Origin of the sequence: Palleronia abyssalis (assembly GCF_900302445.1) — a bacterium.
Taxonomy (GTDB): domain Bacteria; phylum Pseudomonadota; class Alphaproteobacteria; order Rhodobacterales; family Rhodobacteraceae; genus Palleronia; species Palleronia abyssalis.
Genome location: NZ_ONZF01000004.1, coordinates 198864 through 221756 on the forward strand (window position 1 = coordinate 198864; position 22893 = coordinate 221756).

The following is a 22893-nucleotide window of genomic DNA, read 5'->3' on the forward strand; positions in this document are numbered from 1 at the left end:
CGACCCGGGGTGAAGGAACCCCCGCCCCTTGACGCACCGGGGAAATTGCCCTTCCCCTCACCGGTGCGACCAAGGAGGGCCCGATGGCAGACCGTTTCAGCCAGCATGAATTCAACCGCCGTCTGACCCTGACCCGCACCGCGATGGAGGCAGAAGGGCTGGACGCACTGTTCGTGACGAACCCGTCCAACATGAACTGGCTGACAGGCTATGACGGCTGGTCCTTCTACGTCCATCAGGGTGTCCTGATCACCCCCGACGACGCCCCGATCTGGTGGGGCCGGCGCATGGACGGCTACGGCGCGCGGCGCACCGTCTGGATGCAGCCCACGCATATCTGGGACTATACGGACGACTATATCCAGTCCGACGAACGCCACCCGATGCAGACCCTGGCCCCCATCCTGCGCGAAAAGGGGTTGGAGCGCGCCCGGATCGGGGTCGAGAAGGAAAACTACTACTACACCGCCCGCGCCCACGAGGTGCTGGTCGAGGAAATGCCCGAGGCCGTGTTCGTGGATGCGACCAACACGGTGAACTGGCAGCGCATCGTCAAGTCGCCCGAGGAACTGGGCGTGATGCGCAAGGCGGCCGCGATCTCGTCGAAGATGGTGCACGGCATCATGGAACGGGTCGAACCCGGCATGGCCAAGAACGAACTGGTCGCCGAAATCTATCGCGACGCGATCCTTGGCACCGACGACGCCTGGGGGGACTATCCCGCCATCGTGCCCCTGCTGCCCTCAGGGCCCGATGCCAGTGCCGCGCACCTGACCTGGGACGGCCGGCCCTTCCAGAAAGGCGAGGCAACCTTTTTTGAACTGGCCGGCTGTCACCGCCGCTATCATGCGCCCTTCTGCCGGACCGTCTTCCTGGGGGAGCCGTCGGACCTTGTCCGCCGGACCGAGGCCGCGCTGGTCGAGGCGATCGAGGCTGGTCTCGACGCCGCGCGGGCGGGGAACCGGGCCATGGATATCGCCATCGCGCTGAAATCGACGCTGGCCAAGCACGGGATCGACCGGCAAGGTCGGGTGGGCTATTCCGTGGGCCTGTCCTACCCGCCCGATTGGGGGGAACACACCGTCTCCATCCGGGAGACGGACCATACGTTCCTGCGCCCCGGCATGACCTTTCACTTCATGCCCGCCCTCTGGATGGAGGACTGGGGACTGGAAATAACCGAAACGATCCTGATCACCGAGGACGGCCCCGCCGAATGCCTTTGTGACTATCCGCGCAAACTGGTGGTCAAACCATGACGATTGACGTCGCAAAACAGCACTTGTCGAACCTCGTGGCGTTTCCCACCGTCTCGGACCGGCCCAACCGCGATCTGATCGACTGGTATGCCGACCGGCTGTCCGAACTTGGCGCGCGGATCCGGGTGATCGAGGGGGACGGTGGTACGAAGGCCAACCTTTTCGCGACCTTCGGCCCCGAGGGGGATGGCGGGATCATGCTGTCGGGCCATACCGATGTCGTCCCCGCCGAAGAGGCGGGCTGGTCGTCGGATCCCTTCACGCTGCGCGAGGCGGACGAGCTTCTCTATGCCCGCGGGACGTGCGACATGAAGGGGTTCCTGGCCTGCGCGCTGGCCGTCGCCCCCCTGTACGCGCAAGGCGCCCTTTCCCGCCCGCTGCATTTCGCGCTGACCCATGACGAGGAGGTCGGCTGCCTCGGCGCGCAATCCCTGGTCGAGGTGCTGCGCACCGAGGGCCTGCGCCCGGCAGTCGCCATCATCGGGGAGCCGACCTCGATGAAGATCATCGATGGCCACAAGGGGTGCTGCGAATACACCACCACCTTCCACGGGCTGGAAGGCCACGGATCGGACCCGGACAAGGGCGTGTCGGCCACCGAATACGCCGTGCGCTTCATGACCCGCCTTCTGGACCTGCGCGCCGAGCTCAAGGACCGCGCGCCCGCTTCCAGCCCCTTCGATCCGCCCCATTCCACCGTCCAGGTCGGCCGGTTCGAAGGCGGCGTCGCGCGCAACGTCATCGCGGGCCTTGCCCATGTCGACTGGGAACTGCGCCCGATCAACGCCGCCGACAAGGACCACGCCACCCGCACGATGCGCGATTACTGCAACGATGTGCTACTCCCCGCGATGCGAACCGTCCACAAAAGCGCGGAAATTGAAACTTTGACCGTGGGCGACGTCGCGGGGCTGGAACCTGTGACCGACAACGAGGCGCGAGAGATCGTCGCCCACCTGACCGGCGAGAACGGCGCGGCCACTGTGTCCTTCGGGACCGAGGCCGGGCTTTTCCAGTCGCTTGGCTGCGCGGCGGTCGTGTGCGGCCCGGGCTCGATCGAGCAGGCGCACAAGGCCGACGAATACGTATCGCTGGACCAGATGGCGCAGTGCATCACCATGCTGGAACGGCTGAACGACCGCTTGAGGACCCCCCAATGACCCCCGTTTTCGTCCAGATCCGCTGCCGCCCCGGGACCGCCTACAAGGTCGCCGAACGGGTGGCCTTGCGCGAAATCCACTCCGAACTCTACTCGACCTCCGGCGACTGGGACCTGCTGGTCAAGCTCTACATCCCCGACGATCAGGATATCGGCCATTTCATCAACGAACAGCTGATCGACATCGAGGGGATCGAGCGCAGCCACACGATCCTGACCTTCAAGGCCTTTTAGGCCCGGGCCTGACCTTCAAGGCCGGGCCTGCCTGTGAAGGTGTTCTAGGCCCAGCTTTTCCCAAGCACGCGGAACCAGTTCTCGTGGCACAGCTTGGCGATCAGCGCATCGCCGAACCCGTGGTCGCGCATCGCACGACGCAAGTTCGGCAGGTCGCCCACGGTCTTCAGACCCTGCGGCACCAACGCGCCGTCGTAATCGGACCCCAGCCCGACGCGATCCTCGCCCAGCCGTCCGATCAGGTGATCCAGATGGCGCATCAGAACGTCCATCCCCACGTCATCGCGCATCTTGCCGTCGGGTCGCAGGAAGGCGCTGGCGAAGTTCAGCCCCACCATTCCGTCCGATTCAGCAATGGCATCCAGCTGCTTGTCCGTCAGGTTGCGCGCATGGGGCGAGACCGCATAAGCGTTGGAATGGGTCGCCACCAGGGGCCGCGACGACAGCCGCGCGACGTCCCAGAACCCGGCCTCGTTCAGGTGGCTGAGGTCCAGCATGATCCCCATCTCGTCGCAACGTGCGACCAGCCGCTTGCCTGCGTCGGTCAAACCCGGGCCGATATCGCCGGTCGAGGGATAGCGGAACGGAACTCCGTGGCCGAAGATGGTCTCCCGGCTCCAGACCGGGCCGAGAGACCGCAGACCGCGGGCGTAAAGGTCGTCGAGCTCGGCCAGATCGGGGCCGATGGCCTCGGCGCCCTCGATGTGGCAGATCGCGGCGAGACGGTCCGATCCGAAGGCGGCGCGCAGGCTGTCGATGTCGCGCACCACGGTCAGGTGGCCCAGCCGCTCCAGCCCTTCGAGGATCGCGAGCTCGGCCTCGACCGCGTCCGAGGCATCGCCCCGCGCGATCATCTCGGGCAGCGGCATGTCATAGCTTTCGCCCTGCATCGCCGCCATCTTGGCCGAGGAATCGACGTTCGACGGCACCCAGATCGCGAAGAAGCCGCCGCCGAAGCCGCCTTCCGCTGCGGCCTCGGGATCGATTGCGCCGTGTCCGGGCGAGGCGAAGCCGTCCGCGCCACCGCGGGACAGAAGGCGGGTCAGCAGGTCGTTATGACCATCGAAGATCAGGGGCTGTTTCATGCCGCTTTGCGTGCCCGGTTTCGCAGGTCCTTGCAAGCGTCTCGGCATCGAATACCCGGCAGGTGAATTTTCCGGTCGAACCCGCCGCGCCGAACGCTATCGTGCCGGGGCAGACCCCAAGCCCGAGATCGCCCGTGACCGCACCCGACCCCTTCCCGCGCCTCGTGCCGCTTGGCCTCGACGGTCTGCTTGTGAGCTTCGCGGACCGGCTGCAGGACCGTGCCAACCGCGCCGCGCTGGCCTTCCGCGCCGCGGTCGAGGCCGAAGGGATCGACGGCGTGACCGAGACCGCAAGCTCCCTCGTCTCGGCGTTCGTTGCCTTCGATCCGGGCCGCACCGACCGGGACGCGCTGGACCGGAAGCTGCACGAGATGATCGACGCCCACGACTGGTACGCCGCCGACCTGCCGGGGGGACGCCGTCGCTTCACCATCCCCGCCTGTTTCGGGGGCGACCACGCCCCCCAGCTGGACGATGCGGCAGAACAGGCCGGGCTTTCGCGCGAGGAGGCCATCGCCGAACTCTGCGCCCACCCCCTGCGCGCGATGGCGCTGGGATTCGCGCCGGGGCAGGCCTATCTTGGCGAGCTGCCCGAGCACTGGAACATCGATCGCCAGACCGGCCTGACCCCGAAGGTCGAGATGGGCGCCGTCGTCGTCGCCGTGCGCCAGATGATCGTCTTCGCCACCTCCAGCCCGACCGGCTGGCGACAGGTTGCCATGACCCGCTTCCAAGGCTTCCGCCCCGATGCGGGGGACGATGCGATCGCGCTGGCCCCCGGGGACGAGGTGCAGCTGCGCGCTGTCGATGCGGACACGTTCGCGGGCCTGACCCCGCCCGAGGGCGGCGCGACCGTCGAGGTGATCGCATGACCGAAGTCACGATCCTCCGCGCCGGGCCAGGCGTCACCGTGCAGGACATGGGCCGCCCCGGGTTCATCGCGCAGGGCCTGTCGCGCGGCGGGGCCGCGGACCGATTGGCGGTGCTGGAAGCCGCGGCGCTGCTGGGCCAGCCGCCCGCTGCCGGGCTGGAGCTGCCGCCCGTGGCCCTGTCGCTGTCGGTGGACGGACCGACCCGGATCGCGCTGACCGGATCGGCGATGCGCGCCGCCATCGACGACCAGCCCATCGCCTGGAACGCCAGCCATCGGATCGCCGCCGGCCAGAAGCTGAACCTGTCGCCCCTCGGCGGCGGTTACGGCTATGTCACCTTCGGCGGCGGGATCGACACGCCCCTTGCCATGGGGGCGCGATCCGCACACTTGGCGGCCGGTCTGGGGCGCGCGCTTCAGGAGGGCGACACGCTGCCTTTGGGCGAGGATCAGGGCACGCAGACCGACCTCGTGATCGACCCGGTCGACCGCGGCACCGACCGTCCCCTTCGCCTGCTGCCCAGTGCGCATACCGCCCTGTTTTCCCAAGCCGACCGCGACCGGTTCGACGGGACCACGTTCACCCGCGACGCCCGCGCCAACCGGCAGGGGATCCGCCTGACCCATGACGGCGCTCCCTTTGCAACCGAGGGGCAGTTGTCGCTGATTTCGGAAATCGCACGGCCGGGCGACATCCAGATGACGGGTGAGGGGCAGCCCTATATCCTTGGCCCCGAATGCCAGACGACCGGCGGCTATCCCCGGATCGGGGCGATCGTGCCGCAGGACCTGCCCCGCGCCATGCAAGCCCCACCGGGGGCCACCTTTCGCTTTCGGTTTGTCGACAGGGACGAGGCGCTGCGCGACTGGCTGTCCGACGACGCCCGGCTGACCGACCTGAAACGCCACGTCCGGCCCCTGACCCGCGATCCGCGCGACATTCGAAACCTTGCCGCCTATCAGCTGATCAGCGGCGTCACGACCGGAGAGGCCCCATGACCCGCATCGACCTGAACGCAGACATGGGCGAAAGCTTCGGGCCTTGGACCATGGGCGACGACGCGGCTCTGCTGGAGGTCGTGACCTCGGCCAATATCGCCTGCGGCTTCCACGCGGGCGACTGGGACACCATGGCCGCCACCATGGCCCGCGCGGTCGACCGCGGCGTAGGGATCGGCGCGCATCCGGGCTTTCCCGACCTGCAGGGCTTCGGGCGACGGCAGATGAAGATGGACCCTGCAAGCGTCGGGCGGCTGGTGCAGTATCAGCTGGGGGCGGCGCAGGCGATGGCGCGCGCGGCGGGCGGCCATGTGCGGCACCTCAAGCTGCACGGGGCGCTGTCGAACATGGCCTCGGCCGACGGGGAACTAGCCCGCGCCGCCTATGCCGCCGCGCTGGAGGTCGACCCCGACCTCGTGCTGATGGTGCTGGCCGCAACCCCGATGGAGGATGCCGCGAAGGCGCTGGGGGCCAGCTATGCCGCCGAGATCTTCGCCGATCGCGGTTATGCCGAGGACGGGACCCTGATCCCCCGTGGCCAGCCCGGCGCGATGATCACCGACTCCGAGGTCGCCGCCGCGCGCATCAGCGATATGGTCCGCGATGGCGCCATCCTCACCGCCGGAGGGCGCCGGATCGAGACCCGGATCGACACGGTCTGCCTGCACGGGGACGAGCCTTCGGCCGTCGCAGCCGCGCGCGTGTTGCGTGCCCGGCTGGAGGCGGATGGGGTGGTAATCGCGCCGCTTTAGGCCTTCGCGCGGTTTCAGGTCGGCGGGATACGGGTATTTTTCCAAGGGTGAATTGAGGGGGGCGGCGCGCCATGGGCGAGCTTGTACGTGAACACCGTGCGGGTATCAGGGCGGGCATGCCACCTGTTTTGCTTCTTGCCGCTGCCGTCGGCATCGTCGGCGCCAATTCCCTGGTCCTGAGCCCGTTGGCCGGAACGGTCGCCGCCGGGTTCGGCGCGGCGACCACGGCGGCGGACGTTCTAACCGCGATCGCGACTTATGGCGCGGGCACCGCGATCTCGGCGTTATTCCTGGCACCGTTGGCCGATCGGCTGGGTCTGGCGCGGGCGCTGCACCTGGCGCTGGGGCTTCTGGCCCTGTCGCTGGCCGCGTCGGCCGCGGCACCCGGGGTGGCCGGGCTGAGCCTGGCGCAAGCGGTGGCCGGACTGGCGGCGGGGATCTGCTTGCCGGCCACCTATGGGCTGGCGGCAGAACTGTCGCCCGCGGGGCAGGAAGCGCAGACCATGGGGCGGGTTCTGACCGGATGGGTCCTGTCGCTGGTCTTCGGGGTCGCGGCCTCGGCCGTTCTGGCCGACGCGGTGAACTGGCGTCTGGTCTATGGGATCATGGCTGGGCTGGCGGCGGTGCTGTGCGTTGCCGCGCGCGGGCTGGCGAACCGTCCGCGGCCGGGGCGCGCCGGTGCGCAGTTGCTGAAGCGTCCCGGCGTGCTTCCCGCGCTGGCCAACGTGGCCAGCTTCATGGCAGCGTTCTACGGGCTTTACGCCTTTCTGGGGGCGCATATGACCGAACGCCTGGGCCAGTCCACGACCGTCGCGGGCACCGGAGCGCTGGTCTATGGGGTGGGGTTTGCGGCTGCCATGCCGCTTGACCGCGTGGTCGACCGGATCGGGACGGGGCGGATCGCGCCGATCCTCTTCGGGGCGCTGGTCTGCATCTATGCGGGGCTTGCCGGGGTGGCGGGTACGCTGTGGCTTCTGCTGCCCGTGTGCTTCTTGTGGGGCGTGGCCAATCACCTGGGGCTGACGTTGATCGTGGGCGGACTGACGCGGCTGGCCCCGGACCGACGCGGGGCGATCCTGGGGCTGTATTCCGCTACGACCTACGGGGCGGTCTTCGTGGTGACGCTGGTCTACCGCCCGGTGTTCGAGGCGGGGGGCTTTGCGCCCCTCGCCCTGTTGTCGGGCCTGTGCATCGTCCCTGCACTGATCCGCGCGTGGCGAACGCGCGGGGCGCCTTAGATCAGGCCCAGCTCGCGGAAACGATCCATCATGTCGATCTCGGGGCGGGGTCCGATATGGCCGATCACTTCGGCTGCGGCCGCCACGCCCATCTTGCCGCAAGTCTCGGGGTCCTTGCCGGTGACATAGCCATACAGGAACCCGGCCGCGAACTGGTCGCCGGCACCGGTGGCGTCGACGGGCACGACACGCTCGACCGGGACCTCGATCCGGGTGCCGTCGGTGATGATCACGACCGGATTGCCCGACCGGGTGCAGACCACCGTGCGGCACACCTTCGCGGCCTCGGTCAGGGCGGTGTCGAGATCGGTCTCGTACAGCGTCGTCCACTCGGCCTCGTTGCCGATGGTCACGTCCATCTCGTTTGCGATCAGCGCCTTGAAGTCGCCGCGGTGGCGTTCGGTGCAGAACGGGTCGGACAGGGTGATGCCGGCCTTGCCGCCGGCGTCGTGCATCAGTTCGGCGGCGCGGCGGAAGGCGGTCTTCCCCTCGTCCTTGTCGAACAGATACCCTTCGAGGAACACGAACCCGCCCTCGGCGAAGGGCTGTTCAGGCACGTCGGCGGCGCCCAGATCCGCGCCCGCGCCCAGATAGGTGTTCATCGACCGCTCTCCATCCGGGCTGACGAAGATCATGCAGCGCGAGGTGGGAAGGGCCGCATCGGCCACCGGCGGGTTCGGGAAGGCGATGCCATCGGCCTCCATCCCCTCGGCATAGCCTCGGCCCAGGCCGTCGCCCTTCACCTTGCCGACGAACGACGCCTGCAGCCCAAGCTTGCCGATCCCGGCGATGGTGTTGGCCACCGATCCGCCCGGCGTTTCGGTGCGTTCGCTCATCGCGGCGTACAGCAGCTCGGCCCGCTCGCGCTCGACCAGTTGCATGATGCTTTTCTCGATGCCCATATGCTCGAGGAAGTGGTCGTCGGCGCGGGCGATGACGTCGACAATGGCGTTGCCGATGCCGATCACGTGGGGGGTGCTCATTCGGTCTTCTCCGGATAGGGGCAGAGGTCTCTGATAAGGCAGGCCGGGCATTTCGGCTTGCGCGCGATGCAGGTGTAGCGGCCGTGCAGGATCAGCCAGTGGTGGGCGTGCAGCGCGAATTCGGCGGGAACGTTGTCCTCGATCGCGCGCTCGACCGCGACCACGTCCTTGCCGGGCGCGATCTGGGTGCGATTTCCGACGCGGAAGATATGTGTGTCGACAGCCTGCGCGGGATAGCCGAACCACATGTTCAGCACCACGTTCGCCGTCTTGCGGCCCACGCCGGGCAGTCCTTCCAGCGCGGAACGGGACGACGGCACTTCGCCGTCATACTCATCGACCAGAATCCGGCTGAGCTTCATGACGTTCTTCGCCTTGTTGCGATATAGGCCGATGGACTTGATGTGCTCGACCAGCCCCTCTTCGCCCAGATCCAGCATCTTCTGCGGCGTGTCGACGGTGGCGAAGAGCGCACGCGTGGCCTTGTTCACGCCCGCATCCGTGGCCTGCGCCGAAAGGGCGACCGCCACGACCAGGGTATAGGCATTCACATGCTCCAACTCGCCCTTCGGCTCAGACTCGGCCTCGCGGAACCGCGTGAAGATTTCACGCTGGGTGCTGTATGGTAGGGGCTTCGGCATCGCATGTCTTCTGCCCGCAAACCGGGGCCGGTGACAAGGCGATCCCGCAAGAACCGGGTCGCGCAGTCCCCTGCCCTTGCCTAGTATCGCGGCATGGACACGCTGGATGACATCGAAACCCGCTATCACTGGCAGCTCATGCGCCGGGCCATCGAGCGGCTGGACGCGGGGCGGGACCTGACGCTGGACCAGATCGCCGAGGAGATCGGCCTTAGCCCCGCGCATTTCCAGCGCATCTTCTCACGCTGGGCAGGCGTCTCGCCCAAGCGGTTCCAGCAATACCTGACTCTCGGCCACGCCAAGCGGATGCTGGCGGCACGCGCCACGCTTCTGGACACGGCGGACGAGGTCGGGTTGTCCGGCACCTCGCGCCTGCATGACCTGTTCCTGAGATGGGAAGCGATGAGCCCAGGCGACTACGCGAAGAAGGGCGCGGGACTGACGATCCGCTACGCCTATGCGGACGGGCCGTTCGGGCGGATGCTGGCGATGGCGACGGATCGCGGTCTGGCCGGGCTGGGCTTTTGCGGGGAAATCGGCGATTCCACCGCCTTCGAGGACCTTCGCACGCGGTGGCCCATGGCCGAATATGTCCACGACGCGTCCGCGCTGGCGCCCCATTTCGCGGCGCTGGATCAGGGGGGCGAGCCGCGCCTGCACCTCATGGGCGGGCCCTTCCAGATCAAGGTATGGGAGGCGCTGCTGCGAATCCCCGACGGCCACGTCACCACCTATTCCGAGATCGCGCGCGCCATAGGTCACCCCAAGGCCCACCGCGCCGTGGGCACCGCCGTGGGGCGCAACCCGATCTCATGGCTGATCCCTTGCCACCGCGCGCTGCGCCAGTCGGGCGAGTTGGGGGGCTATCACTGGGGGCTACCGGTCAAGCGCGCCCTTCTGGCAGACGAGGCGGCGCGCACGGGATTCTGACCGGCGAAAAAACGCTTCCTGTGACTTTTCTGCTGTTCACTGGCGCGGATCCGCCTATGTATCTGCGCCGAGATGTGCGTCTCGCCAAATTCCAGAGGACACTCATGATTTCCTTCAAGACCCCCCTTATCCTGGCCTCGACCGCTGTTCTGGGTCTGACGGCCTGCGTCACCTCGCAGGGCCCCAACGACCCGAACCGGACCCGCCAGGGCGCGCTGATCGGCTCGGTCGGCGGTGCGCTGGCCGGCGCGGCGCTGGATGCCGATGACGGCAACGACCGCCTGCGCAACGCGGCCATCGGCGCCGTCGTGGGCGGCGGCGCAGGTGCCGTCGGCGGTGCCTTCCTCGATGCGCAAGAGCGCGAGCTGCGCCAGCAGCTGGGCACCGGCATCGTGATCCAGAACACCGGCAACGAGCTGATCGTGCGCCTGCCGCAGGACATCCTGTTCGCCACGGACAGCGCCGCGGTTCAGCCCGGCCTGCGCGGCGACCTGCAGCTTCTGGCCAACAGCCTGAACAAGTACGACGCCTCCGTCGTCGAAATTCAGGGCCACACCGATTCGACCGGATCGGACGCCTACAACCAGAATCTGTCGCAGCGCCGCGCCCAAGCCGTCAGCTCGATCCTTGTCCAGAACGGCGTCTCCCCCGCGCGTCTCCGCGCTGTGGGCTACGGCGAAAGCCAGCCCATCGCGACGAACGACACGGCCGCCGGCCGCCAGCAGAACCGCCGCGTGTCGGTCGTCATCCGCCCGACGAACTGATCCGGCCCTTATTCTACGAAAAGGCCTCGTCGCATCCCGCGGCGGGGCCTTTTTGTTTCGGGCGGCCCAACCGTCGCCCGCCTGTCCAGCTCCAAGGTTCGGCGCGGTGTCGACCCCACGCGGCCGATGTCCGGGCCGTGATCGCGGCCAATGCGATCCTCGTCTCACCACGACCTTTCAGCAATGCGCGGGATCGGGATCCCGCGAGTCGCCGTCCGCCAAAGCCGGATGCCCAACGCACAAGAAAAAGGCCCGCAGCTTGCGCCCCGGGCCTTATCATTCGTCTGTAAACGAGATCAGTGCAGCTTGGCACCGACCGTCTTGATCGAATCATCAATCAGCTTGTTGGCCCGTTCGCCGTCCATCTGTTCCTTCAGGACGTCGCGCGCGGCCGCCACGGCCACTTCGACCGCGCGGTTGCGGACGTTGCGCTTGGCGTCTTCCTCGGCCTGGGCGATCTGGTCCTTGGCCGCGGCCAGCCGCCGGTCGACCGATCGCTGCAGATCCGCCTTCGCCTGCTCGGACTGGGCCTGCGCCTCTTCCCGGGCCGAGGCGACGATGCGGTCGGCCTGCTGCTGCACTTCCTTCTGCTTGCGCTCGTACGAGGCCAGCAGAGTCTGCGCCTCTTCGCGCAGACCGCGCGCTTCGGCGAGGTCGGCCTTGATCCCTTCCGCCCGCTTGTCGAGCATCGAGATCAGCGTCGACGGCACCCGGTAATAGAGCAGGATCCCGATGAAGACGATGAAGCCCAGCGTCACCACGAAATTGGTGTTCTGCAGCGAGAAGAAGGGCCCCGTGGCCGCAAGTGCCGGAACCGGCACCAGGGCAAGCAAAGTCGCGAGGATGCGCATCACGCGGTCCCTCCCATCTTGTCGTTGACGGCCGCGTCGACGCGGCTGCTGTCGGGCTGACCGCCCAGAGCATCCACCAGCGCCAGTGCGGTCTCGCGCGCGATGGCTTCGACGTTCTCGGCGGCGCTGTCGCGGATCTCGGCGATGCGACGTTCACTTTCGGCCTGCTGCGCGGCGATCTCGGAATCGGCGCGCTTCAGCGCCTCGTCCAGTTCCGCCTGCATCTCGGCACGGTTTTCCTCGGCGATACGATTCGCTTCGGACCGTGCGTCGGCCAGCGCCTTCTCATAGGTCTTCTCGGCCTCGGACGCCTTCAGCTTCAGCTCTTCGGCGGCGGCGATGTCGTTGGTAATGGTGCCCTGACGTTCGGCCAGGACGGCCCCGATGCGCGGCAGCGCCACGCGGGACAGAATGAAGTAGATCGCGATCAGCGCGATAAACAGCCAGAAGATCTGGTTGGGGTAAGAGGACGGGTCGAGCTGCGGCATCCCGCTGGCGACAGCGTCGCCTTCGCCCAGCACGGACTCTCTCGGATCGGTTGCCATCGGCGTCTCCCGGATAAAGGTCGACCGAGGGCCCGAAAGCCCCCGGCGTCGGAGAGGTCAGGCCCGTCTTAGACGGCGAACATCAGCAGAAGTGCCACGAGGAACGAAAAGATCCCCAAGGCTTCTGCAAAGGCGATGCCGATAAACAGAGTGGCGGTCTGCGACGCGGCAGCCGACGGGTTGCGCAGCGCGCCGTTCAGGAAGTTCGCCGCAACGTTGCCGACGCCGAGCGCCGCGATGCCGGAACCCAGGCCCGCAAGGCCCGCACCGATGAACTGACCGAGGGTCGAAATATCGCCTTCCATTGAACTCTCTCCTTGGATTGGAAGCAAACGTTTCAAGGTCCCGTAGGGTGGGTACAACCCACCGCCCCGGGATCAGTGATGGGGATGAAGCGCGTCCTTGAGGTACACGCAGGTAAGGATGGTGAACACGTAGGCCTGGATAAACGCCACCAGAACCTCCAGCGCATAGATCGCCGTGATCGCGAGGACCGGCACGACCGCGAAGACGCCCAGCGCACCGGCAAAGCCCGCGAACACTTTCAGCACAGCGTGGCCCGCCATGATGTTGCCGGCAAGACGGATGGAGTGACTGACCGGCCGCACGAAGTAGGACACAAGCTCGATCACCGCGAGGATCGGGCGCAGCGCCAGCGGCGCAGAGGACACCCAGAACAGCCGCAGGAACGACGCCCCATTCAGCACGAAGCCCAGGATCGTGACGCCGAAGAACACTAGCAGCGCCAGCACGGCCGTAACGGCGATATGCGAGGTGGGTGAGAAGCTGCCCGGGATCAGCGCCAGGAAATTCGCCAGCACGATGAACATGAACAGCGTCATGATATAGGGGAAGTACTTGACCGCGTCCCGGCCGGTCACGTCCTCGACCATCTTGTAGATGAAGCCATAGGACAGCTCGGCCAGCGACTGCGCGCGGCTGGGGATCACGTTGCGCCCGCGGGTGCCGACGATCAGCATCAGCGCTGTGGCAAGCACCACGATCGCCATCCAAAGCGTCGCATTGGTGACGGTGAAAATACTGACTGCCCCGTCTGAAAACAGGGGCTGCACGACGAACTGGTCCATCGGATGGATGTTGAACCCCGATCCGCCACCATGGGCCGCGGCCTCGGCGCCGGTCTCAACTATCGTCGCGGCTTCGCTCTGCGCCATCGTCGTCCCTCGTCTCATCGGGCGGCGTCTCGCCCAGCTTCACATCTTTCGCGGTGCGCATCATCACGTTGATGCCGGCCGCGAGGCCCACGAACACGAACAGCACCAGGAAGATCGGCATTGTGCCGAAAAGGCTATCCAACCCGTACCCGATGCCCAGGCCCATGACCAACCCGGTCACAAGCTCGATGACCATCCGATAGGCGACCTCCGCCCCCGAATAGCCCTGTCCCGTTGTCTTCGGGGGTGGCGCATCACGGCGCTTACGCTCGGCCAGGCGCTTTTCCAGCGCCGCCATGCGGGCCCGCGTGTCCTCGTCCACCATGGGCGGAACATCCCCTCGACAGTCGCGGCGGACACTATGGCGGGGGGCCTGACGCGTCAAGACGCCCTGAGGCAAGCAAAATCAATGGCTTGCCTATCTCGCCCCGCCACCCCCATATTCAACGAACCGGTTGAACGACGCCCGGCGCGCCCTTGCCAAGTCGATCCGCGCGGGCGATCAAGGCGGCCATGCCCGACCCGCTCGACCTCGTGTTCCAGGCGCTGGCCGATCCCACGCGCCGCCGCATCCTCGCCATGCTGCTCGAGGACGACATGGCCGTGACCGACGTGGCCGAGCCATTGCCGATCTCGCTGGCAGCGGTGTCGAAACACCTCGCGATCCTGACCCGCGCAGGCCTCATCACCCAGGAACGCCGCGGGCGGCTGGTCTGGTGCAAGCTCGATCCGGGCGCACTCCGGGCCGCGTCGGTCTGGATGCAGGGCTTCGGCCAGTTCGACCCTATCGAGCTCGACGCGTTCGAGCGTTTCCTCGCGTCCGAGGACCTCTCCCCCACGCCCGAGGGCGACGCAAAGTCCGAAAGCCCGCCCAGCGACCCCGCCTGACGCGGCGCGCGGCGCCTTTCCTTCACCCTTGGCAAAATACCCAGATCCCGCCGGCCCAGGTCCGGCGCGACGACCCCGAAACGCGCCACGGGGCGACAAACGCCTCGGAAATCTCAGACGCTGATCCCCGACCAGTCCTTCGCATGTGCCTTGAGGAAGGTCAGGAACGTCTGCACCTTCGCACTGCGGTGCAGGTCCACGTGGGTCACGATCCACAAGGGCACGGACCAGTCATCGCGCGGGGGGAAGACCTCGACCAGGTCCGGGCTCGCCTCCACCGCCGCGCGGGTGGCAAAGCCGATCCCCGCGCCGAACGTCACCGCGTCCAGTGCCGCCCTCCCGGCCGTGGTGCGGAACACGATCCGGTCGGCCGGCACCGCCCCCGCCAACCAGCGATAGAACGGCGCGCGTGACGCCGGGTCCTCGGGGCCGACGAAGACATGGCGGGCCAGATCCGCCTCGCCCTCGGGCATCCCCATCCGGTCAATATACCCTTTCGAGGCGCACATCGCGAATTCCAGCTTGCCGAACGGCTGGACCACGTTGTCGGGATCCTGCGGCGCCGCGCCGGCGCGGATCGCCACGTGGGCCTCGCCGTATTCCAGGCGGAACACCCGTTCGCCCGGCAAGACATGGACCTTCAGGTCAGGATGCTCGGCTCGGAACGCGACCAGCACCGGGGTCAGAAGGGGCGACAACTGCTCCAGCGAGGTGACCACCAGTTCGCCCGTCACCCCCTCGCCCTGTCCCTTCAGCCGTCCGGCCAGTTGCGCGAACTGGTCGTCGGTCGCCTGCGCCACCTGCAACAGGTCGCGTCCGGCCTCGGTCGGGGTATAGCCGCGCGCATGGCGCTGGAACAGCTTGACGCCCAGTTGCCCCTCCAGCGCGTCGATGTGACGGATGACCGTCGCATGGTGCACGCCCAGAACCTCGGCCGCACCGCTGACCGTCCCGATCCGCGCGACCTGAAACGCCGTTCGCACCTCGTCCCACGTGTTGATCGCCATCGTCTCTTCCTTCCGCGCAGCCCCGCCATCGACCCGGTAGCGCAATCGTGCCGCGATGGGAACGGAACCCTCCCCCATTCCCGCGTATTGGTCGCACACATAACTGGAGCGAGACATGACACCCGCCACCCGCAACACCGCCATCGCCGCCGCCGCCACGTTGATCCCCGCCGCGCTCGCCGCTGCTGCGGCCGCGGCCTATCCTGAACGGACCCGCCGGATCGGCCACGAGATCGGCGACCGCGTCCACAGCCTGTTCGACGACACCACCGCCGACGTGGACACCCGCACCCGTCGCATCGCGCATCGCCTGGAAGAGCTGACCCATCGCCTTGAGGCGCAGCTGCCCCGCCATCAGTCGTCATGGACCTCGCACATGCCGTCCATGCCCTCGATGCCATCCACCCCTTCGCCTATGGCGATGATCGGCGGCGGCATCGCGGCGGCACTGCTGATCCCCGCAGCGCTGACGGCCATCTTCGCACCCCACAAGCTGCGCGAGGCCCGCGATGCCGTGACCAACTACTGGAGCGACGAGGAAGTCGCCGACGAGCTGACGCGCGTGTCCGAACGCCTCGACAGCCTGTCCGCGGATATCGAAAAGCACCGCGAGGACAATTTCGACACCGTGGTCGCCGCTGCGCACAAGGATGACTGATCGTCTCCGCCCGATCCTGAGGGGTGCGCTCACGCTCGCGTTCCTCTATTTCGGGCTGGAAAAGCTGCTGGGCCTGCCCGCGGCCGTCGCGCTTTACGACGCGCTCGGCTTCGGGCAATGGCCGCGCTATGTGACCGGCACCGTTGAAACGCTGGGGGCGCTGGCCCTCTGGACGCCATTTGCCCTGCCCGCAGCGGCTGTCCTGATCGCTACTATGGTCGTCGGCTTCACCGCCAAGACCCTGCTGGTCGGCCCACCGGTTTTGCACATTGCGATCCTGGGGGTGCTGACCCTGATCCTGCTGCTTATGGACGTCCGCGCCCGCACCCGCCGCGCTTGACAGCGCCGCCCGCAGGCCTTACCTCCGCCCTCGATTCCGAGAGTCCCGCGCTCTCGGTCCCGGCATGCCGTCGGGATCGCCCCCCGCCAGCGAGTTTCGCCCGCGGGGGCGCTTGCCGTATGTAACAAGGGGACGCCCATGTTCGAGAACCTGTCAGACCGCCTTTCCGGCGTCTTCGACCGCCTGACCAAGCAAGGCGCCCTCTCGGACGAGGACGTCAAGACCGCCCTGCGCGAGGTCCGCGTCGCCCTTCTGGAAGCCGACGTCTCCCTTCCCGTGGCGCGCGATTTCGTCAAGGCGGTGCAGGACAAGGCCACCGGCCAGTCCGTCACCAAGTCGGTCACCCCCGGCCAGCAGGTCGTTAAGATCGTCCATGACGAACTGGTCCACGTCTTGGGCGGCGACGACGCCGAACCCGGCCAGCTTCGCATCAACGACGCCCCCGCCCCGATCCTGATGGTGGGCCTCCAGGGCTCGGGCAAGACGACGACCACGGCCAAGCTGGCCCTGCGCTTGAAGAACCGCGACCGCAAGCGCGTCCTGATGGCATCCCTCGACACCAACCGCCCCGCCGCGATGGAGCAATTGCAGATCCTGGGTGTCCAGATCGGCGTCGACACCCTGCCCATCGTCAAGGGCGAAACGCCCGTCCAGATCGCCCGCCGCGCCAAGACGCAGGCCAGCTTGGGTGGCTACGACGTCTACATGCTCGACACCGCCGGCCGCCTTCACATCGACGAAGAGCTGATCGCCCAGGCGGCCGAGGTGCGCGACATCGCCAACCCGCGCGAGACGCTGCTGGTCGTCGACGGCCTGACGGGCCAGGACGCGGTCAACGTCGCGACCGAGTTCGACGACAAGATCGGCGTCACCGGCGTCGTGCTGACCCGGATGGACGGCGACGGCCGCGGCGGTGCGGCCCTGTCGATGCGCGCTGTCACCGGCAAGCCGATCAAGTTCGTCGGTCTGGGCGAGAAAATGGACGCGCTGGAAACCTTCGAGCCCGAGCGCATCGCCGGCCGCATCCTCGGGATGGGCGACATCGTGGCCCTGGTCGAGAAAGCCCAGCAGACCATCGAGGCCGAGCAGGCCGAGCGTATGATGAAGCGCTTCCAGAAGGGTCAGTTCAACATGAACGACCTGCGCATGCAGCTTGAGCAGATGATCAAGATGGGCGGCATGGAAGGGATGATGGGCATGATGCCCGGCATGGGCAAGATGGCCAAGCAGGTCGAACAATCCGGCATGGACGATAGCGTCCTGACCCGCCAGATCGCCCTGATCCAGTCCATGACCAAGAAGGAACGCGCCAATCCCGCCTTGCTTCAGGCCAGCCGCAAGAAGCGCATCGCCAAGGGTGCCGGGATGGAAGTGTCCGATCTGAACAAGCTGCTGAAGATGCACCGCCAGATGGCGGACATGATGAAGAAGATGGGCAAGGGCGGGATGCTGAAGAAGGCCATGGCCGGGATGTTCGGCAAGGGCGGCCCGTCCGAGGCCGACATGGCCGCTGCACAGGCCCAGATGCAGAAGGGCGGCATGCCGGGCATGCCCGGCGGCGGCTTCGGCGGCGGCAATCCCTTCGGCGGTGGCGGCGGCCTGCCCCCCGGTCTTTCGGGCTTCGGCAAGAAGAAGTGAACGACACGACCGTCATACCCCGGATCGAGACCGGCGATCTTGTCCTGCGCGCGCCGCAGGCCACCGACCTCGATGCGCATGCCGCGTTCCGCGCGTCGGACCGCTCGCGCGCCGTCGGCGGCCCGTGGCAGGACCGCGCCTCGGCCTGGCTGCATCTGTGCAGCGCGGCGGGCCAATGGGTCCTGCGCGGCTATGGCCGCTGGATCGTGGCCGACCGCACGACGGACGCACCGCTGGGCCTCGTCGGCCTGCATCACCCCGATGACTGGCCCGAGCCCGAGATCGGCTGGACAGTCTATGCTCATGCCGAAGGGCGCGGCATCGCCTTCGCCGCCGCGCAGGCCGCCCGCGCCTATGCCTACGACCGTCTCGGCTGGCGCACCGTCATCAGCGCCGTTGCGCCCGACAATGCCCGCTCCATGGCGCTGGCAAACCGCATGGGCTGCACCCCCGACGGGTCCTTCCCGTTCGAGGACGAGGTTCTGACGATCATGCGCCACCCCGCGCCGGAGGCCGCATGACCGCCCTGCGCGCCCCCATCGACGGCCCGGTCCTGACGACCGACCGCCTGACGCTGCGCCCGCCCCGGATGGCGGATCGCGACGCGCACGCGGCGTTCTACGCCAGCGACGACTCGGCCTCTGTTGGTGGCCCTTTCACGGGCAAGGAAACATGGCGCGTCTTCGCCGCGCTGTCCGGTCACTGGGCGCTGATGGGCTATGGCTGGTTCATGATCGAACGGCGCGACACCGGCCGCGTCATCGGCATGACCGGTCTGCATCACCCGCCCGTCCACGCGGATCGCGAGATCGGCTGGACCCTCTTCACCGACCGCGGTCAGGGCTTCGTGACCGAAGCGGCCCGCGCCGCCCGCGACTGGGGCCGGGACACCTTGCCGCCCGCGCGCCTGGTCAGCTATATCGACCCGGCAAACGGGCCCAGCCAGGCCGTGGCCCGGCGCCTTGGCGCCACAACGGACGGCACCCGCGCCGCGCATAATCCGGTTTGCGAGATCTGGGTCCACCCCACCCCCGAGGCGCCGCGATGAGCTTGCCGTTCCCCCGCATCGGCCGCCCCGGCGCGGCGCCCACGCTCTCGACCCCGCGTCTGGTCCTGCGCCCGCCGCAGACCGCCGACTGGGACGCCTACCGCCAGATCATGACGGGCCCCCGCGCCACCCACATGGGTGGTCCGTTCGGCGCGAATGTCGCCTGGGGGATGTTCATGGCCGACATGTGGGGCTGGGCTGTCACCGGTGCCGGCGCATTGACGATCACCCGAGCCGAGGATGGGATCGCCGTGGGTCAGGTCGTGCTGAACGACATCCCCGCATTTCCGGACCTCGAACTGGGATGGATGCTCTATGACGGGCACGAGGGGCACGGCTACGCGACCGAGGCGGCCGCCGCGTTCCTCGACTGGATTCGTCGCGAGCTTCGGCCGGCCTCGCTGGTCTCCTACGTCTCGCCCGACAACGCGGGCAGCGCCGGCGTCGCCCGGCGTCTGGGCGGAGAGGAAGACGTGACGGCCGACCGCCCCGATCCCGCGGATCTCGTCTTTCGCCACGTGGGGGATCCCAGATGATCGCTTTACGCATCCTTGATCCTGCGCGCGGTGCCAACCGTCACACCGTCCCGACAGAGGCCCGGCATATGTCCGGCGCGTGCCCGGCGCATGTCCGGCCCGTGACCGTCGCGGGCGTGACGGCCATCCGGCGGGTGCAGGACGTTTGCCCGTCGCAATTTCGGGGGGGATGGCATGGCTGAACCGACGCTCGACCAGCTTCGCGCGCGCATCGACCGGCTGGACGAAATCCTCGTCCACACCCTTGCCGAACGCTTTCGCCAGACTGCCAAGGTCGGCGCATTGAAGGCTCGGGACACGCTGCCCGCCTTCGACCCCGACCGCGAGGCGCGCCAGCGCGCCCGCATCGAAACGCTGGCCAAAGAGGCCGGGCTAGACCCGGACTTCGCGCAGCACATCCATGGCCTGATCGTCGATCAGGTCAAAGACAACCACCGGAAAATCTCAGGAGAACAATGACATGGCTATGAAAATCCGGCTCGCCCGCGGCGGCTCCAAGAAGCGCCCCCATTATTCGATCGTCGCCGCCGACTCGCGCTATGCCCGCGACGGCCGCTTCGTCGAGAAACTGGGCACCTACAACCCGCTTCTGCCCAAGGGCGACGAGCGTCGCGTGATCATGGACCTTGAGCGCGTGCAATACTGGCTTGGCCACGGCGCCCAGCCCACCGACCGCATCGCCCGCTTCCTCGAGGCCGCCGATGTGCTGCCCAAGAAACAGCGCGCTAACATGAAGAAGGCCGAGCCGGGCAAGAAAGCGCAGGAACGCGCCCAGGAGAAGGCCGACAAGGCCGCTGCCGCGTCCGAGGCGACCGCCGAAGAGTGACATCAAGTCACTGATGCGAAACGGGATTCGGGCCGCGTGCGGCGGGCCGGATCCCCTCCTCCCACGAAGGGTGTGACGTGAGCGATCTGACCTGCATCGGCGCCATCGCCGGCTCTTTCGGGGTCCGCGGAGAGGTGCGCCTGAAAAGCTTCTGCGCCCAACCCGAAGCCATCGCCGCCTACTCTCCCGTGCAGCTCGAAGACGGCCGCAGCGTCGAAATTCGCCTTGGCGCGACCCTCAAGAACGGCTTCGCCGCGCGCCTGACCGGCATCGACACGAAAGAGCAGGCCGACGCCCTGAAAGGCGCCCGCCTCTACGTCCCCCGCGACCGCCTGCCCGCCCCGGAGGAGGACGAGTATTACTATGTCGATCTGGTCGGTATCGAGGTCGTCGACACGGGCGGAACCGCCATCGGCACCGTGCGCGGCGTGATCGAGCAAGGCCCAGGCGATCTTCTTGAAATCACGGTGAAAGGTCAGTCCGAAACAGTGCTGGTCCCGTTCACCCGCGCCATCGTGCCGACCGTGGATCTGACGGCACGCCGCATCGTGATCGATCCCCCCGAGGGACTGCTCGACGGGTAAGGAACGCGCGCGCGTCGGTTCCCGTTGGGGAGTCAAACGGTCGCACTCGACCGACTTTCTGAAAGGACCGACATGCTTGAACTCATTCTCATACTCCTCGCCGTTGCGGCCATCGCAGCGCTTCTCGGATTTGGCCGTATTTCGGGCATCGCCCTGACCGGAGCGAAGATACTCATCCTGGTGGCGCTGATCGTGCTTCTGCTGATCCTCTTCGGGATCATCGGCTTGGCCGCCTGACGCTTGACAAGGCTGGGCGCCGGGGCCACCCGGTGCCCATGTCGCAACCACCCTCCCGCTCTCACGGTCGTCTGTCGATCTCCCCCTCGCTACGGCCACGGGACCTGATGTCCGACGTGCCGTCGGTGAAGGGTGCGTGGGAGGCTAAGATCGTCACGCTGTTCCCCGAGGCCTTTCCCGGCACGCTCGGTTTGTCGCTGACCGGCAAGGCCCTGAACGAAGGCCTGTGGCGGCTGACACCCATCGACTTGCGGACCTTCGGCGAAGGCAAACATCGCAACGTGGACGACACGCCCGCGGGCGGCGGCGCCGGTATGGTGCTGCGGCCGGACATCGTGGACCGGGCCCTGCGCGTCGCCCGGGGCGGCACGCCGACCGATCCCGCCGACTGGCCCGTGATCTACCTGTCGCCCCGCGGCCGCCCCTTCGATCAGGCCACCGCGCAAAGGCTGAGCCGGACCAGGGGCATCACCCTTCTGTGCGGTCGGTTCGAGGGGGTGGACCAGCGCGTTCTGGACGCCCACCAGGTCGAGGAAATCAGCTTGGGCGACTATGTCCTGACCGGCGGCGAGATCGCGGCACAGGCCTTGATTGACGCTACGGTCCGCCTTATACCGCGCGTGCTTGGGAATCAGGCCAGCACGGAGGAGGAGTCCTTCTCCGACCACCTGCTGGAACATCCCCAATATACCAAACCCGCCAGCTGGGCCGGCCGCGACATTCCCGACATTCTTCTGTCGGGGCATCACGGCAAGATCGCGGACTGGCGGCGGGCGATGGCCGAAAGGCTGACGAAGGAACGGCGACCTGATCTCTGGCGGGCTTTCTGTGCGGCGCATGGAAGGGACCCGAACGAAGACCGAGAGCTCTGAGGTTGCGCACACCTCCGGGGATAAACCCTGGGCAATGATAGGAGTGACAGGCATGGACCTGATCGCACAACTCGAAGCCGAGCAGATCGCAGAGCTCGGCAAGACAATCCCGGATTTCAAGGCCGGCGACACCATCCGCGTGGGCTACAAGGTTACCGAGGGCACGCGGACCCGCGTGCAGAACTACGAAGGCGTCTGCATCAGCCGCAAGAACGGCCAGGGCATCGCCGGATCGTTCACCGTCCGCAAGATCAGCTTCGGTGAGGGCGTGGAGCGTGTGTTCCCCCTCTATTCAACCAATATCGACGAGATCACCGTGATCCGCCGAGGCAAGGTTCGCCGGTCGAAGCTGTATTATCTGCGCGACCGTCGCGGCAAGTCGGCCCGTATCGCCGAGCAGACCAACTATCGCGCGCCCAAGAAAGGCGCCGCGCATGCTCACATCCCCTCGCAGGACGCTGGCCAGGACACCAAGGCCAAAGATCCCCGCGCCACCCCCGAGAGCTGAGGAAAGACCATGAAAAAGGACATTCATCCCGACTATCACGTGGTCGACATCAAGCTGGTCAACGGCGACGTGGTCCAGATGCGCTCGACCTGGGGGAACGAAGGCGATCAGATGTCGCTGGATATCGACCCCTCGGTGCACCCGGCCTGGACCGGCGGCTCGACCCGCCTCATGGACACCGGCGGCCGCGTGTCGAAGTTCAAGAACAAGTACAAGGGCCTCGGCTTCTAAGCCCAGCTCGATACGCACTGAAGCGCCGTCCCAT

Annotated in this window: 31 protein-coding genes and 1 pseudogene; 23 read left to right on the top strand and 9 right to left on the bottom strand. The window is 67.3% G+C overall.

The features are described from left to right. Positions 1-83: 83 nt before the first annotated feature. The 3 genes from PAA8504_RS11170 to PAA8504_RS11180 are packed head-to-tail and all read left to right on the top strand — an operon-like array spanning position 84 to position 2652. A complete protein-coding gene (locus PAA8504_RS11170) occupies positions 84-1259 on the top strand; it encodes a M24 family metallopeptidase (protein WP_108894266.1) in 1176 nt (391 codons plus the stop codon). After that, positions 1256-2419 (top strand): acetylornithine deacetylase, encoded by a 1164-nt coding sequence (gene argE, locus PAA8504_RS11175; RefSeq protein ID WP_108894267.1) that lies wholly within the window; start codon positions 1256-1258, stop codon positions 2417-2419. The genes PAA8504_RS11170 and argE overlap by 4 nt, the downstream gene beginning before the upstream one ends. Next, positions 2416-2652, top strand: coding sequence for an Lrp/AsnC ligand binding domain-containing protein (locus PAA8504_RS11180; protein ID WP_108894268.1), 237 nt, complete (start codon positions 2416-2418; stop codon positions 2650-2652). Before argE ends, PAA8504_RS11180 begins: the two co-directional genes overlap by 4 nt. Before the next feature lie 44 nt (positions 2653-2696). Here the strand turns inward: PAA8504_RS11180 and PAA8504_RS11185 are convergent, their stop codons facing one another. Further along, positions 2697-3737 (bottom strand): dipeptidase, encoded by a 1041-nt coding sequence (locus tag PAA8504_RS11185; RefSeq protein WP_108894269.1) that lies wholly within the window; start codon positions 3735-3737, stop codon positions 2697-2699. A gap of 134 nt (positions 3738-3871) precedes the next feature. On the opposite strand from PAA8504_RS11185, the gene PAA8504_RS11190 reads away from it, so the two are divergent. From PAA8504_RS11190 to PAA8504_RS11205, 4 genes are all read left to right on the top strand, one after another. Beyond that, the gene (locus tag PAA8504_RS11190; RefSeq protein ID WP_108894270.1) at positions 3872-4609 is read left to right on the top strand and encodes a 5-oxoprolinase subunit B family protein; all 738 of its coding nucleotides are present in this window, start codon (positions 3872-3874) and stop codon (positions 4607-4609) included. Beyond that, positions 4606-5607: a 5-oxoprolinase subunit C family protein gene (locus PAA8504_RS11195; protein ID WP_108894271.1), complete on the top strand. Its 1002-nt coding sequence runs from the start codon at positions 4606-4608 to the stop codon at positions 5605-5607. Before PAA8504_RS11190 ends, PAA8504_RS11195 begins: the two co-directional genes overlap by 4 nt. Then, complete coding sequence (locus PAA8504_RS11200) at positions 5604-6359, top strand: LamB/YcsF family protein (protein ID WP_108894272.1); 756 nt, start codon at positions 5604-5606, stop codon at positions 6357-6359. The genes PAA8504_RS11195 and PAA8504_RS11200 overlap by 4 nt, the downstream gene beginning before the upstream one ends. A gap of 116 nt (positions 6360-6475) precedes the next feature. Beyond that, positions 6476-7597, top strand: a complete 1122-nt coding sequence (locus PAA8504_RS11205; RefSeq protein WP_181375770.1) for an MFS transporter — start codon at positions 6476-6478, stop codon at positions 7595-7597. On the opposite strand, the gene PAA8504_RS11210 is transcribed toward PAA8504_RS11205, so the two are convergent. Both PAA8504_RS11210 and nth read right to left on the bottom strand, forming a co-directional pair. Next, a complete protein-coding gene (locus tag PAA8504_RS11210; protein ID WP_108894274.1) occupies positions 7594-8580 on the bottom strand; it encodes an adenosine kinase in 987 nt (328 codons plus the stop codon). The genes PAA8504_RS11205 and PAA8504_RS11210 overlap by 4 nt on opposite strands. After that, a complete protein-coding gene (gene nth, locus PAA8504_RS11215; RefSeq protein WP_108894275.1) occupies positions 8577-9221 on the bottom strand; it encodes an endonuclease III in 645 nt (214 codons plus the stop codon). Before nth ends, PAA8504_RS11210 begins: the two co-directional genes overlap by 4 nt. A 93-nt stretch (positions 9222-9314) precedes the next feature. Here nth and PAA8504_RS11220 point away from each other — a divergent pair, with 93 nt between their 5' ends. Continuing rightward, entirely contained in the window at positions 9315-10151 is an 837-nt protein-coding gene (locus PAA8504_RS11220; protein WP_108894276.1) for a methylated-DNA--[protein]-cysteine S-methyltransferase, read from the top strand. Between the two features lie 104 nt (positions 10152-10255). Continuing rightward, complete coding sequence (locus PAA8504_RS11225) at positions 10256-10915, top strand: YiaD family glycine zipper/OmpA-like lipoprotein (RefSeq protein ID WP_108894277.1); 660 nt, start codon at positions 10256-10258, stop codon at positions 10913-10915. A 296-nt stretch (positions 10916-11211) separates the two neighbouring features. Here the strand turns inward: PAA8504_RS11225 and PAA8504_RS11230 are convergent, their stop codons facing one another. The 5 genes from PAA8504_RS11230 to PAA8504_RS11250 form a co-directional block, all read right to left on the bottom strand. Continuing rightward, positions 11212-11766, bottom strand: a complete 555-nt coding sequence (locus tag PAA8504_RS11230; protein ID WP_108894278.1) for a F0F1 ATP synthase subunit B — start codon at positions 11764-11766, stop codon at positions 11212-11214. Continuing rightward, complete coding sequence (locus tag PAA8504_RS11235; RefSeq protein ID WP_108894279.1) at positions 11766-12311, bottom strand: F0F1 ATP synthase subunit B'; 546 nt, start codon at positions 12309-12311, stop codon at positions 11766-11768. Before PAA8504_RS11235 ends, PAA8504_RS11230 begins: the two co-directional genes overlap by 1 nt. 68 nt (positions 12312-12379) lie before the next feature. After that, positions 12380-12616: a F0F1 ATP synthase subunit C gene (locus PAA8504_RS11240; protein ID WP_085853053.1), complete on the bottom strand. Its 237-nt coding sequence runs from the start codon at positions 12614-12616 to the stop codon at positions 12380-12382. Positions 12617-12688: 72 nt separating this feature from the next. Continuing rightward, positions 12689-13486: a F0F1 ATP synthase subunit A gene (locus PAA8504_RS11245; protein WP_108894280.1), complete on the bottom strand. Its 798-nt coding sequence runs from the start codon at positions 13484-13486 to the stop codon at positions 12689-12691. Further along, positions 13455-13811 carry an AtpZ/AtpI family protein gene (locus PAA8504_RS11250; RefSeq protein ID WP_108894281.1) on the bottom strand — a complete coding sequence of 119 codons (357 nt, stop codon included), beginning with the start codon at positions 13809-13811 and terminating at the stop codon, positions 13455-13457. Before PAA8504_RS11250 ends, PAA8504_RS11245 begins: the two co-directional genes overlap by 32 nt. A gap of 188 nt (positions 13812-13999) precedes the next feature. Between PAA8504_RS11250 and PAA8504_RS11255 the strand changes: the two genes are divergently transcribed. Further along, complete coding sequence (locus PAA8504_RS11255; RefSeq protein WP_108894282.1) at positions 14000-14374, top strand: ArsR/SmtB family transcription factor; 375 nt, start codon at positions 14000-14002, stop codon at positions 14372-14374. 113 nt (positions 14375-14487) lie between these two features. On the opposite strand, the gene PAA8504_RS11260 is transcribed toward PAA8504_RS11255, so the two are convergent. Next, positions 14488-15375 carry a LysR family transcriptional regulator gene (locus PAA8504_RS11260; RefSeq protein WP_108894413.1) on the bottom strand — a complete coding sequence of 296 codons (888 nt, stop codon included), beginning with the start codon at positions 15373-15375 and terminating at the stop codon, positions 14488-14490. A 121-nt stretch (positions 15376-15496) separates the two neighbouring features. Here PAA8504_RS11260 and PAA8504_RS11265 point away from each other — a divergent pair, with 121 nt between their 5' ends. The 13 genes and pseudogenes from PAA8504_RS11265 (at position 15497) to rpmE (ending at position 22859) form a co-directional block, all read left to right on the top strand. After that, positions 15497-16039: a hypothetical protein gene (locus PAA8504_RS11265; RefSeq protein WP_108894283.1), complete on the top strand. Its 543-nt coding sequence runs from the start codon at positions 15497-15499 to the stop codon at positions 16037-16039. Beyond that, entirely contained in the window at positions 16032-16379 is a 348-nt protein-coding gene (locus PAA8504_RS11270) for a DoxX family protein (RefSeq protein WP_108894284.1), read from the top strand. Before PAA8504_RS11265 ends, PAA8504_RS11270 begins: the two co-directional genes overlap by 8 nt. 138 nt (positions 16380-16517) lie before the next feature. Then, positions 16518-18017: a signal recognition particle protein gene (gene ffh, locus PAA8504_RS11275; RefSeq protein ID WP_108894285.1), complete on the top strand. Its 1500-nt coding sequence runs from the start codon at positions 16518-16520 to the stop codon at positions 18015-18017. Continuing rightward, the gene (locus PAA8504_RS11280; RefSeq protein ID WP_108894286.1) at positions 18014-18538 is read left to right on the top strand and encodes a GNAT family N-acetyltransferase; all 525 of its coding nucleotides are present in this window, start codon (positions 18014-18016) and stop codon (positions 18536-18538) included. The genes ffh and PAA8504_RS11280 overlap by 4 nt, the downstream gene beginning before the upstream one ends. Beyond that, the gene (locus PAA8504_RS11285; protein WP_108894287.1) at positions 18535-19065 is read left to right on the top strand and encodes a GNAT family N-acetyltransferase; all 531 of its coding nucleotides are present in this window, start codon (positions 18535-18537) and stop codon (positions 19063-19065) included. Before PAA8504_RS11280 ends, PAA8504_RS11285 begins: the two co-directional genes overlap by 4 nt. Further along, a complete protein-coding gene (locus PAA8504_RS11290; protein WP_108894288.1) occupies positions 19062-19601 on the top strand; it encodes a GNAT family N-acetyltransferase in 540 nt (179 codons plus the stop codon). The genes PAA8504_RS11285 and PAA8504_RS11290 overlap by 4 nt, the downstream gene beginning before the upstream one ends. Before the next feature lie 174 nt (positions 19602-19775). Further along, positions 19776-20060 (top strand): chorismate mutase, encoded by a 285-nt coding sequence (locus tag PAA8504_RS11295; protein WP_108894289.1) that lies wholly within the window; start codon positions 19776-19778, stop codon positions 20058-20060. A gap of 1 nt (position 20061) precedes the next feature. Further along, the gene (gene rpsP / locus PAA8504_RS11300; protein ID WP_108894290.1) at positions 20062-20427 is read left to right on the top strand and encodes a 30S ribosomal protein S16; all 366 of its coding nucleotides are present in this window, start codon (positions 20062-20064) and stop codon (positions 20425-20427) included. A gap of 77 nt (positions 20428-20504) precedes the next feature. Next, positions 20505-21011: a ribosome maturation factor RimM gene (gene rimM / locus PAA8504_RS11305; protein WP_108894291.1), complete on the top strand. Its 507-nt coding sequence runs from the start codon at positions 20505-20507 to the stop codon at positions 21009-21011. Positions 21012-21083: 72 nt separating this feature from the next. Continuing rightward, entirely contained in the window at positions 21084-21248 is a 165-nt protein-coding gene (locus PAA8504_RS11310; protein WP_108894292.1) for a DUF1328 family protein, read from the top strand. Positions 21249-21286: 38 nt separating this feature from the next. Continuing rightward, positions 21287-22120, top strand: a complete 834-nt coding sequence (trmD, locus tag PAA8504_RS11315) for a tRNA (guanosine(37)-N1)-methyltransferase TrmD (protein ID WP_108894293.1) — start codon at positions 21287-21289, stop codon at positions 22118-22120. A 52-nt stretch (positions 22121-22172) separates the two neighbouring features. Then, a pseudogene (gene rplS, locus PAA8504_RS11320) lies at positions 22173-22550 on the top strand (50S ribosomal protein L19); the annotation flags it as partial. Positions 22551-22637: 87 nt separating this feature from the next. After that, positions 22638-22859, top strand: coding sequence for a 50S ribosomal protein L31 (gene rpmE, locus PAA8504_RS11325; RefSeq protein WP_108894294.1), 222 nt, complete (start codon positions 22638-22640; stop codon positions 22857-22859). The last annotated feature ends 34 nt before the right edge of the window (positions 22860-22893 follow it).

Coding starts and splice junctions, on each gene's coding strand:
- PAA8504_RS11225 (WP_108894277.1), top strand. CDS start 10,256: ATGATTTCCTTCAAGACCCCCCTTATCCTGGCCTCGACCGCTGTTCTG.
- PAA8504_RS11290 (WP_108894288.1), top strand. CDS start 19,062: ATGAGCTTGCCGTTCCCCCGCATCGGCCGCCCCGGCGCGGCGCCCACG.
- PAA8504_RS11295 (WP_108894289.1), top strand. CDS start 19,776: ATGGCTGAACCGACGCTCGACCAGCTTCGCGCGCGCATCGACCGGCTG.
- PAA8504_RS11200 (WP_108894272.1), top strand. CDS start 5,604: ATGACCCGCATCGACCTGAACGCAGACATGGGCGAAAGCTTCGGGCCT.
- PAA8504_RS11240 (WP_085853053.1), bottom strand. CDS start 12,616: ATGGAAGGCGATATTTCGACCCTCGGTCAGTTCATCGGTGCGGGCCTT.
- PAA8504_RS11210 (WP_108894274.1), bottom strand. CDS start 8,580: ATGAGCACCCCCCACGTGATCGGCATCGGCAACGCCATTGTCGACGTC.
- PAA8504_RS11245 (WP_108894280.1), bottom strand. CDS start 13,486: ATGGCGCAGAGCGAAGCCGCGACGATAGTTGAGACCGGCGCCGAGGCC.
- PAA8504_RS11170 (WP_108894266.1), top strand. CDS start 84: ATGGCAGACCGTTTCAGCCAGCATGAATTCAACCGCCGTCTGACCCTG.
- PAA8504_RS11255 (WP_108894282.1), top strand. CDS start 14,000: ATGCCCGACCCGCTCGACCTCGTGTTCCAGGCGCTGGCCGATCCCACG.
- PAA8504_RS11195 (WP_108894271.1), top strand. CDS start 4,606: ATGACCGAAGTCACGATCCTCCGCGCCGGGCCAGGCGTCACCGTGCAG.
- trmD (WP_108894293.1), top strand. CDS start 21,287: ATGTCGCAACCACCCTCCCGCTCTCACGGTCGTCTGTCGATCTCCCCC.
- argE (WP_108894267.1), top strand. CDS start 1,256: ATGACGATTGACGTCGCAAAACAGCACTTGTCGAACCTCGTGGCGTTT.
- PAA8504_RS11285 (WP_108894287.1), top strand. CDS start 18,535: ATGACCGCCCTGCGCGCCCCCATCGACGGCCCGGTCCTGACGACCGAC.
- PAA8504_RS11270 (WP_108894284.1), top strand. CDS start 16,032: ATGACTGATCGTCTCCGCCCGATCCTGAGGGGTGCGCTCACGCTCGCG.
- PAA8504_RS11310 (WP_108894292.1), top strand. CDS start 21,084: ATGCTTGAACTCATTCTCATACTCCTCGCCGTTGCGGCCATCGCAGCG.
- PAA8504_RS11205 (WP_181375770.1), top strand. CDS start 6,476: ATGCCACCTGTTTTGCTTCTTGCCGCTGCCGTCGGCATCGTCGGCGCC.
- PAA8504_RS11180 (WP_108894268.1), top strand. CDS start 2,416: ATGACCCCCGTTTTCGTCCAGATCCGCTGCCGCCCCGGGACCGCCTAC.
- PAA8504_RS11235 (WP_108894279.1), bottom strand. CDS start 12,311: ATGGCAACCGATCCGAGAGAGTCCGTGCTGGGCGAAGGCGACGCTGTC.
- PAA8504_RS11185 (WP_108894269.1), bottom strand. CDS start 3,737: ATGAAACAGCCCCTGATCTTCGATGGTCATAACGACCTGCTGACCCGC.
- PAA8504_RS11230 (WP_108894278.1), bottom strand. CDS start 11,766: ATGCGCATCCTCGCGACTTTGCTTGCCCTGGTGCCGGTTCCGGCACTT.
- ffh (WP_108894285.1), top strand. CDS start 16,518: ATGTTCGAGAACCTGTCAGACCGCCTTTCCGGCGTCTTCGACCGCCTG.
- PAA8504_RS11265 (WP_108894283.1), top strand. CDS start 15,497: ATGACACCCGCCACCCGCAACACCGCCATCGCCGCCGCCGCCACGTTG.
- rpsP (WP_108894290.1), top strand. CDS start 20,062: ATGGCTATGAAAATCCGGCTCGCCCGCGGCGGCTCCAAGAAGCGCCCC.
- PAA8504_RS11250 (WP_108894281.1), bottom strand. CDS start 13,811: ATGGTGGACGAGGACACGCGGGCCCGCATGGCGGCGCTGGAAAAGCGC.
- PAA8504_RS11220 (WP_108894276.1), top strand. CDS start 9,315: ATGGACACGCTGGATGACATCGAAACCCGCTATCACTGGCAGCTCATG.
- nth (WP_108894275.1), bottom strand. CDS start 9,221: ATGCCGAAGCCCCTACCATACAGCACCCAGCGTGAAATCTTCACGCGG.
- rpmE (WP_108894294.1), top strand. CDS start 22,638: ATGAAAAAGGACATTCATCCCGACTATCACGTGGTCGACATCAAGCTG.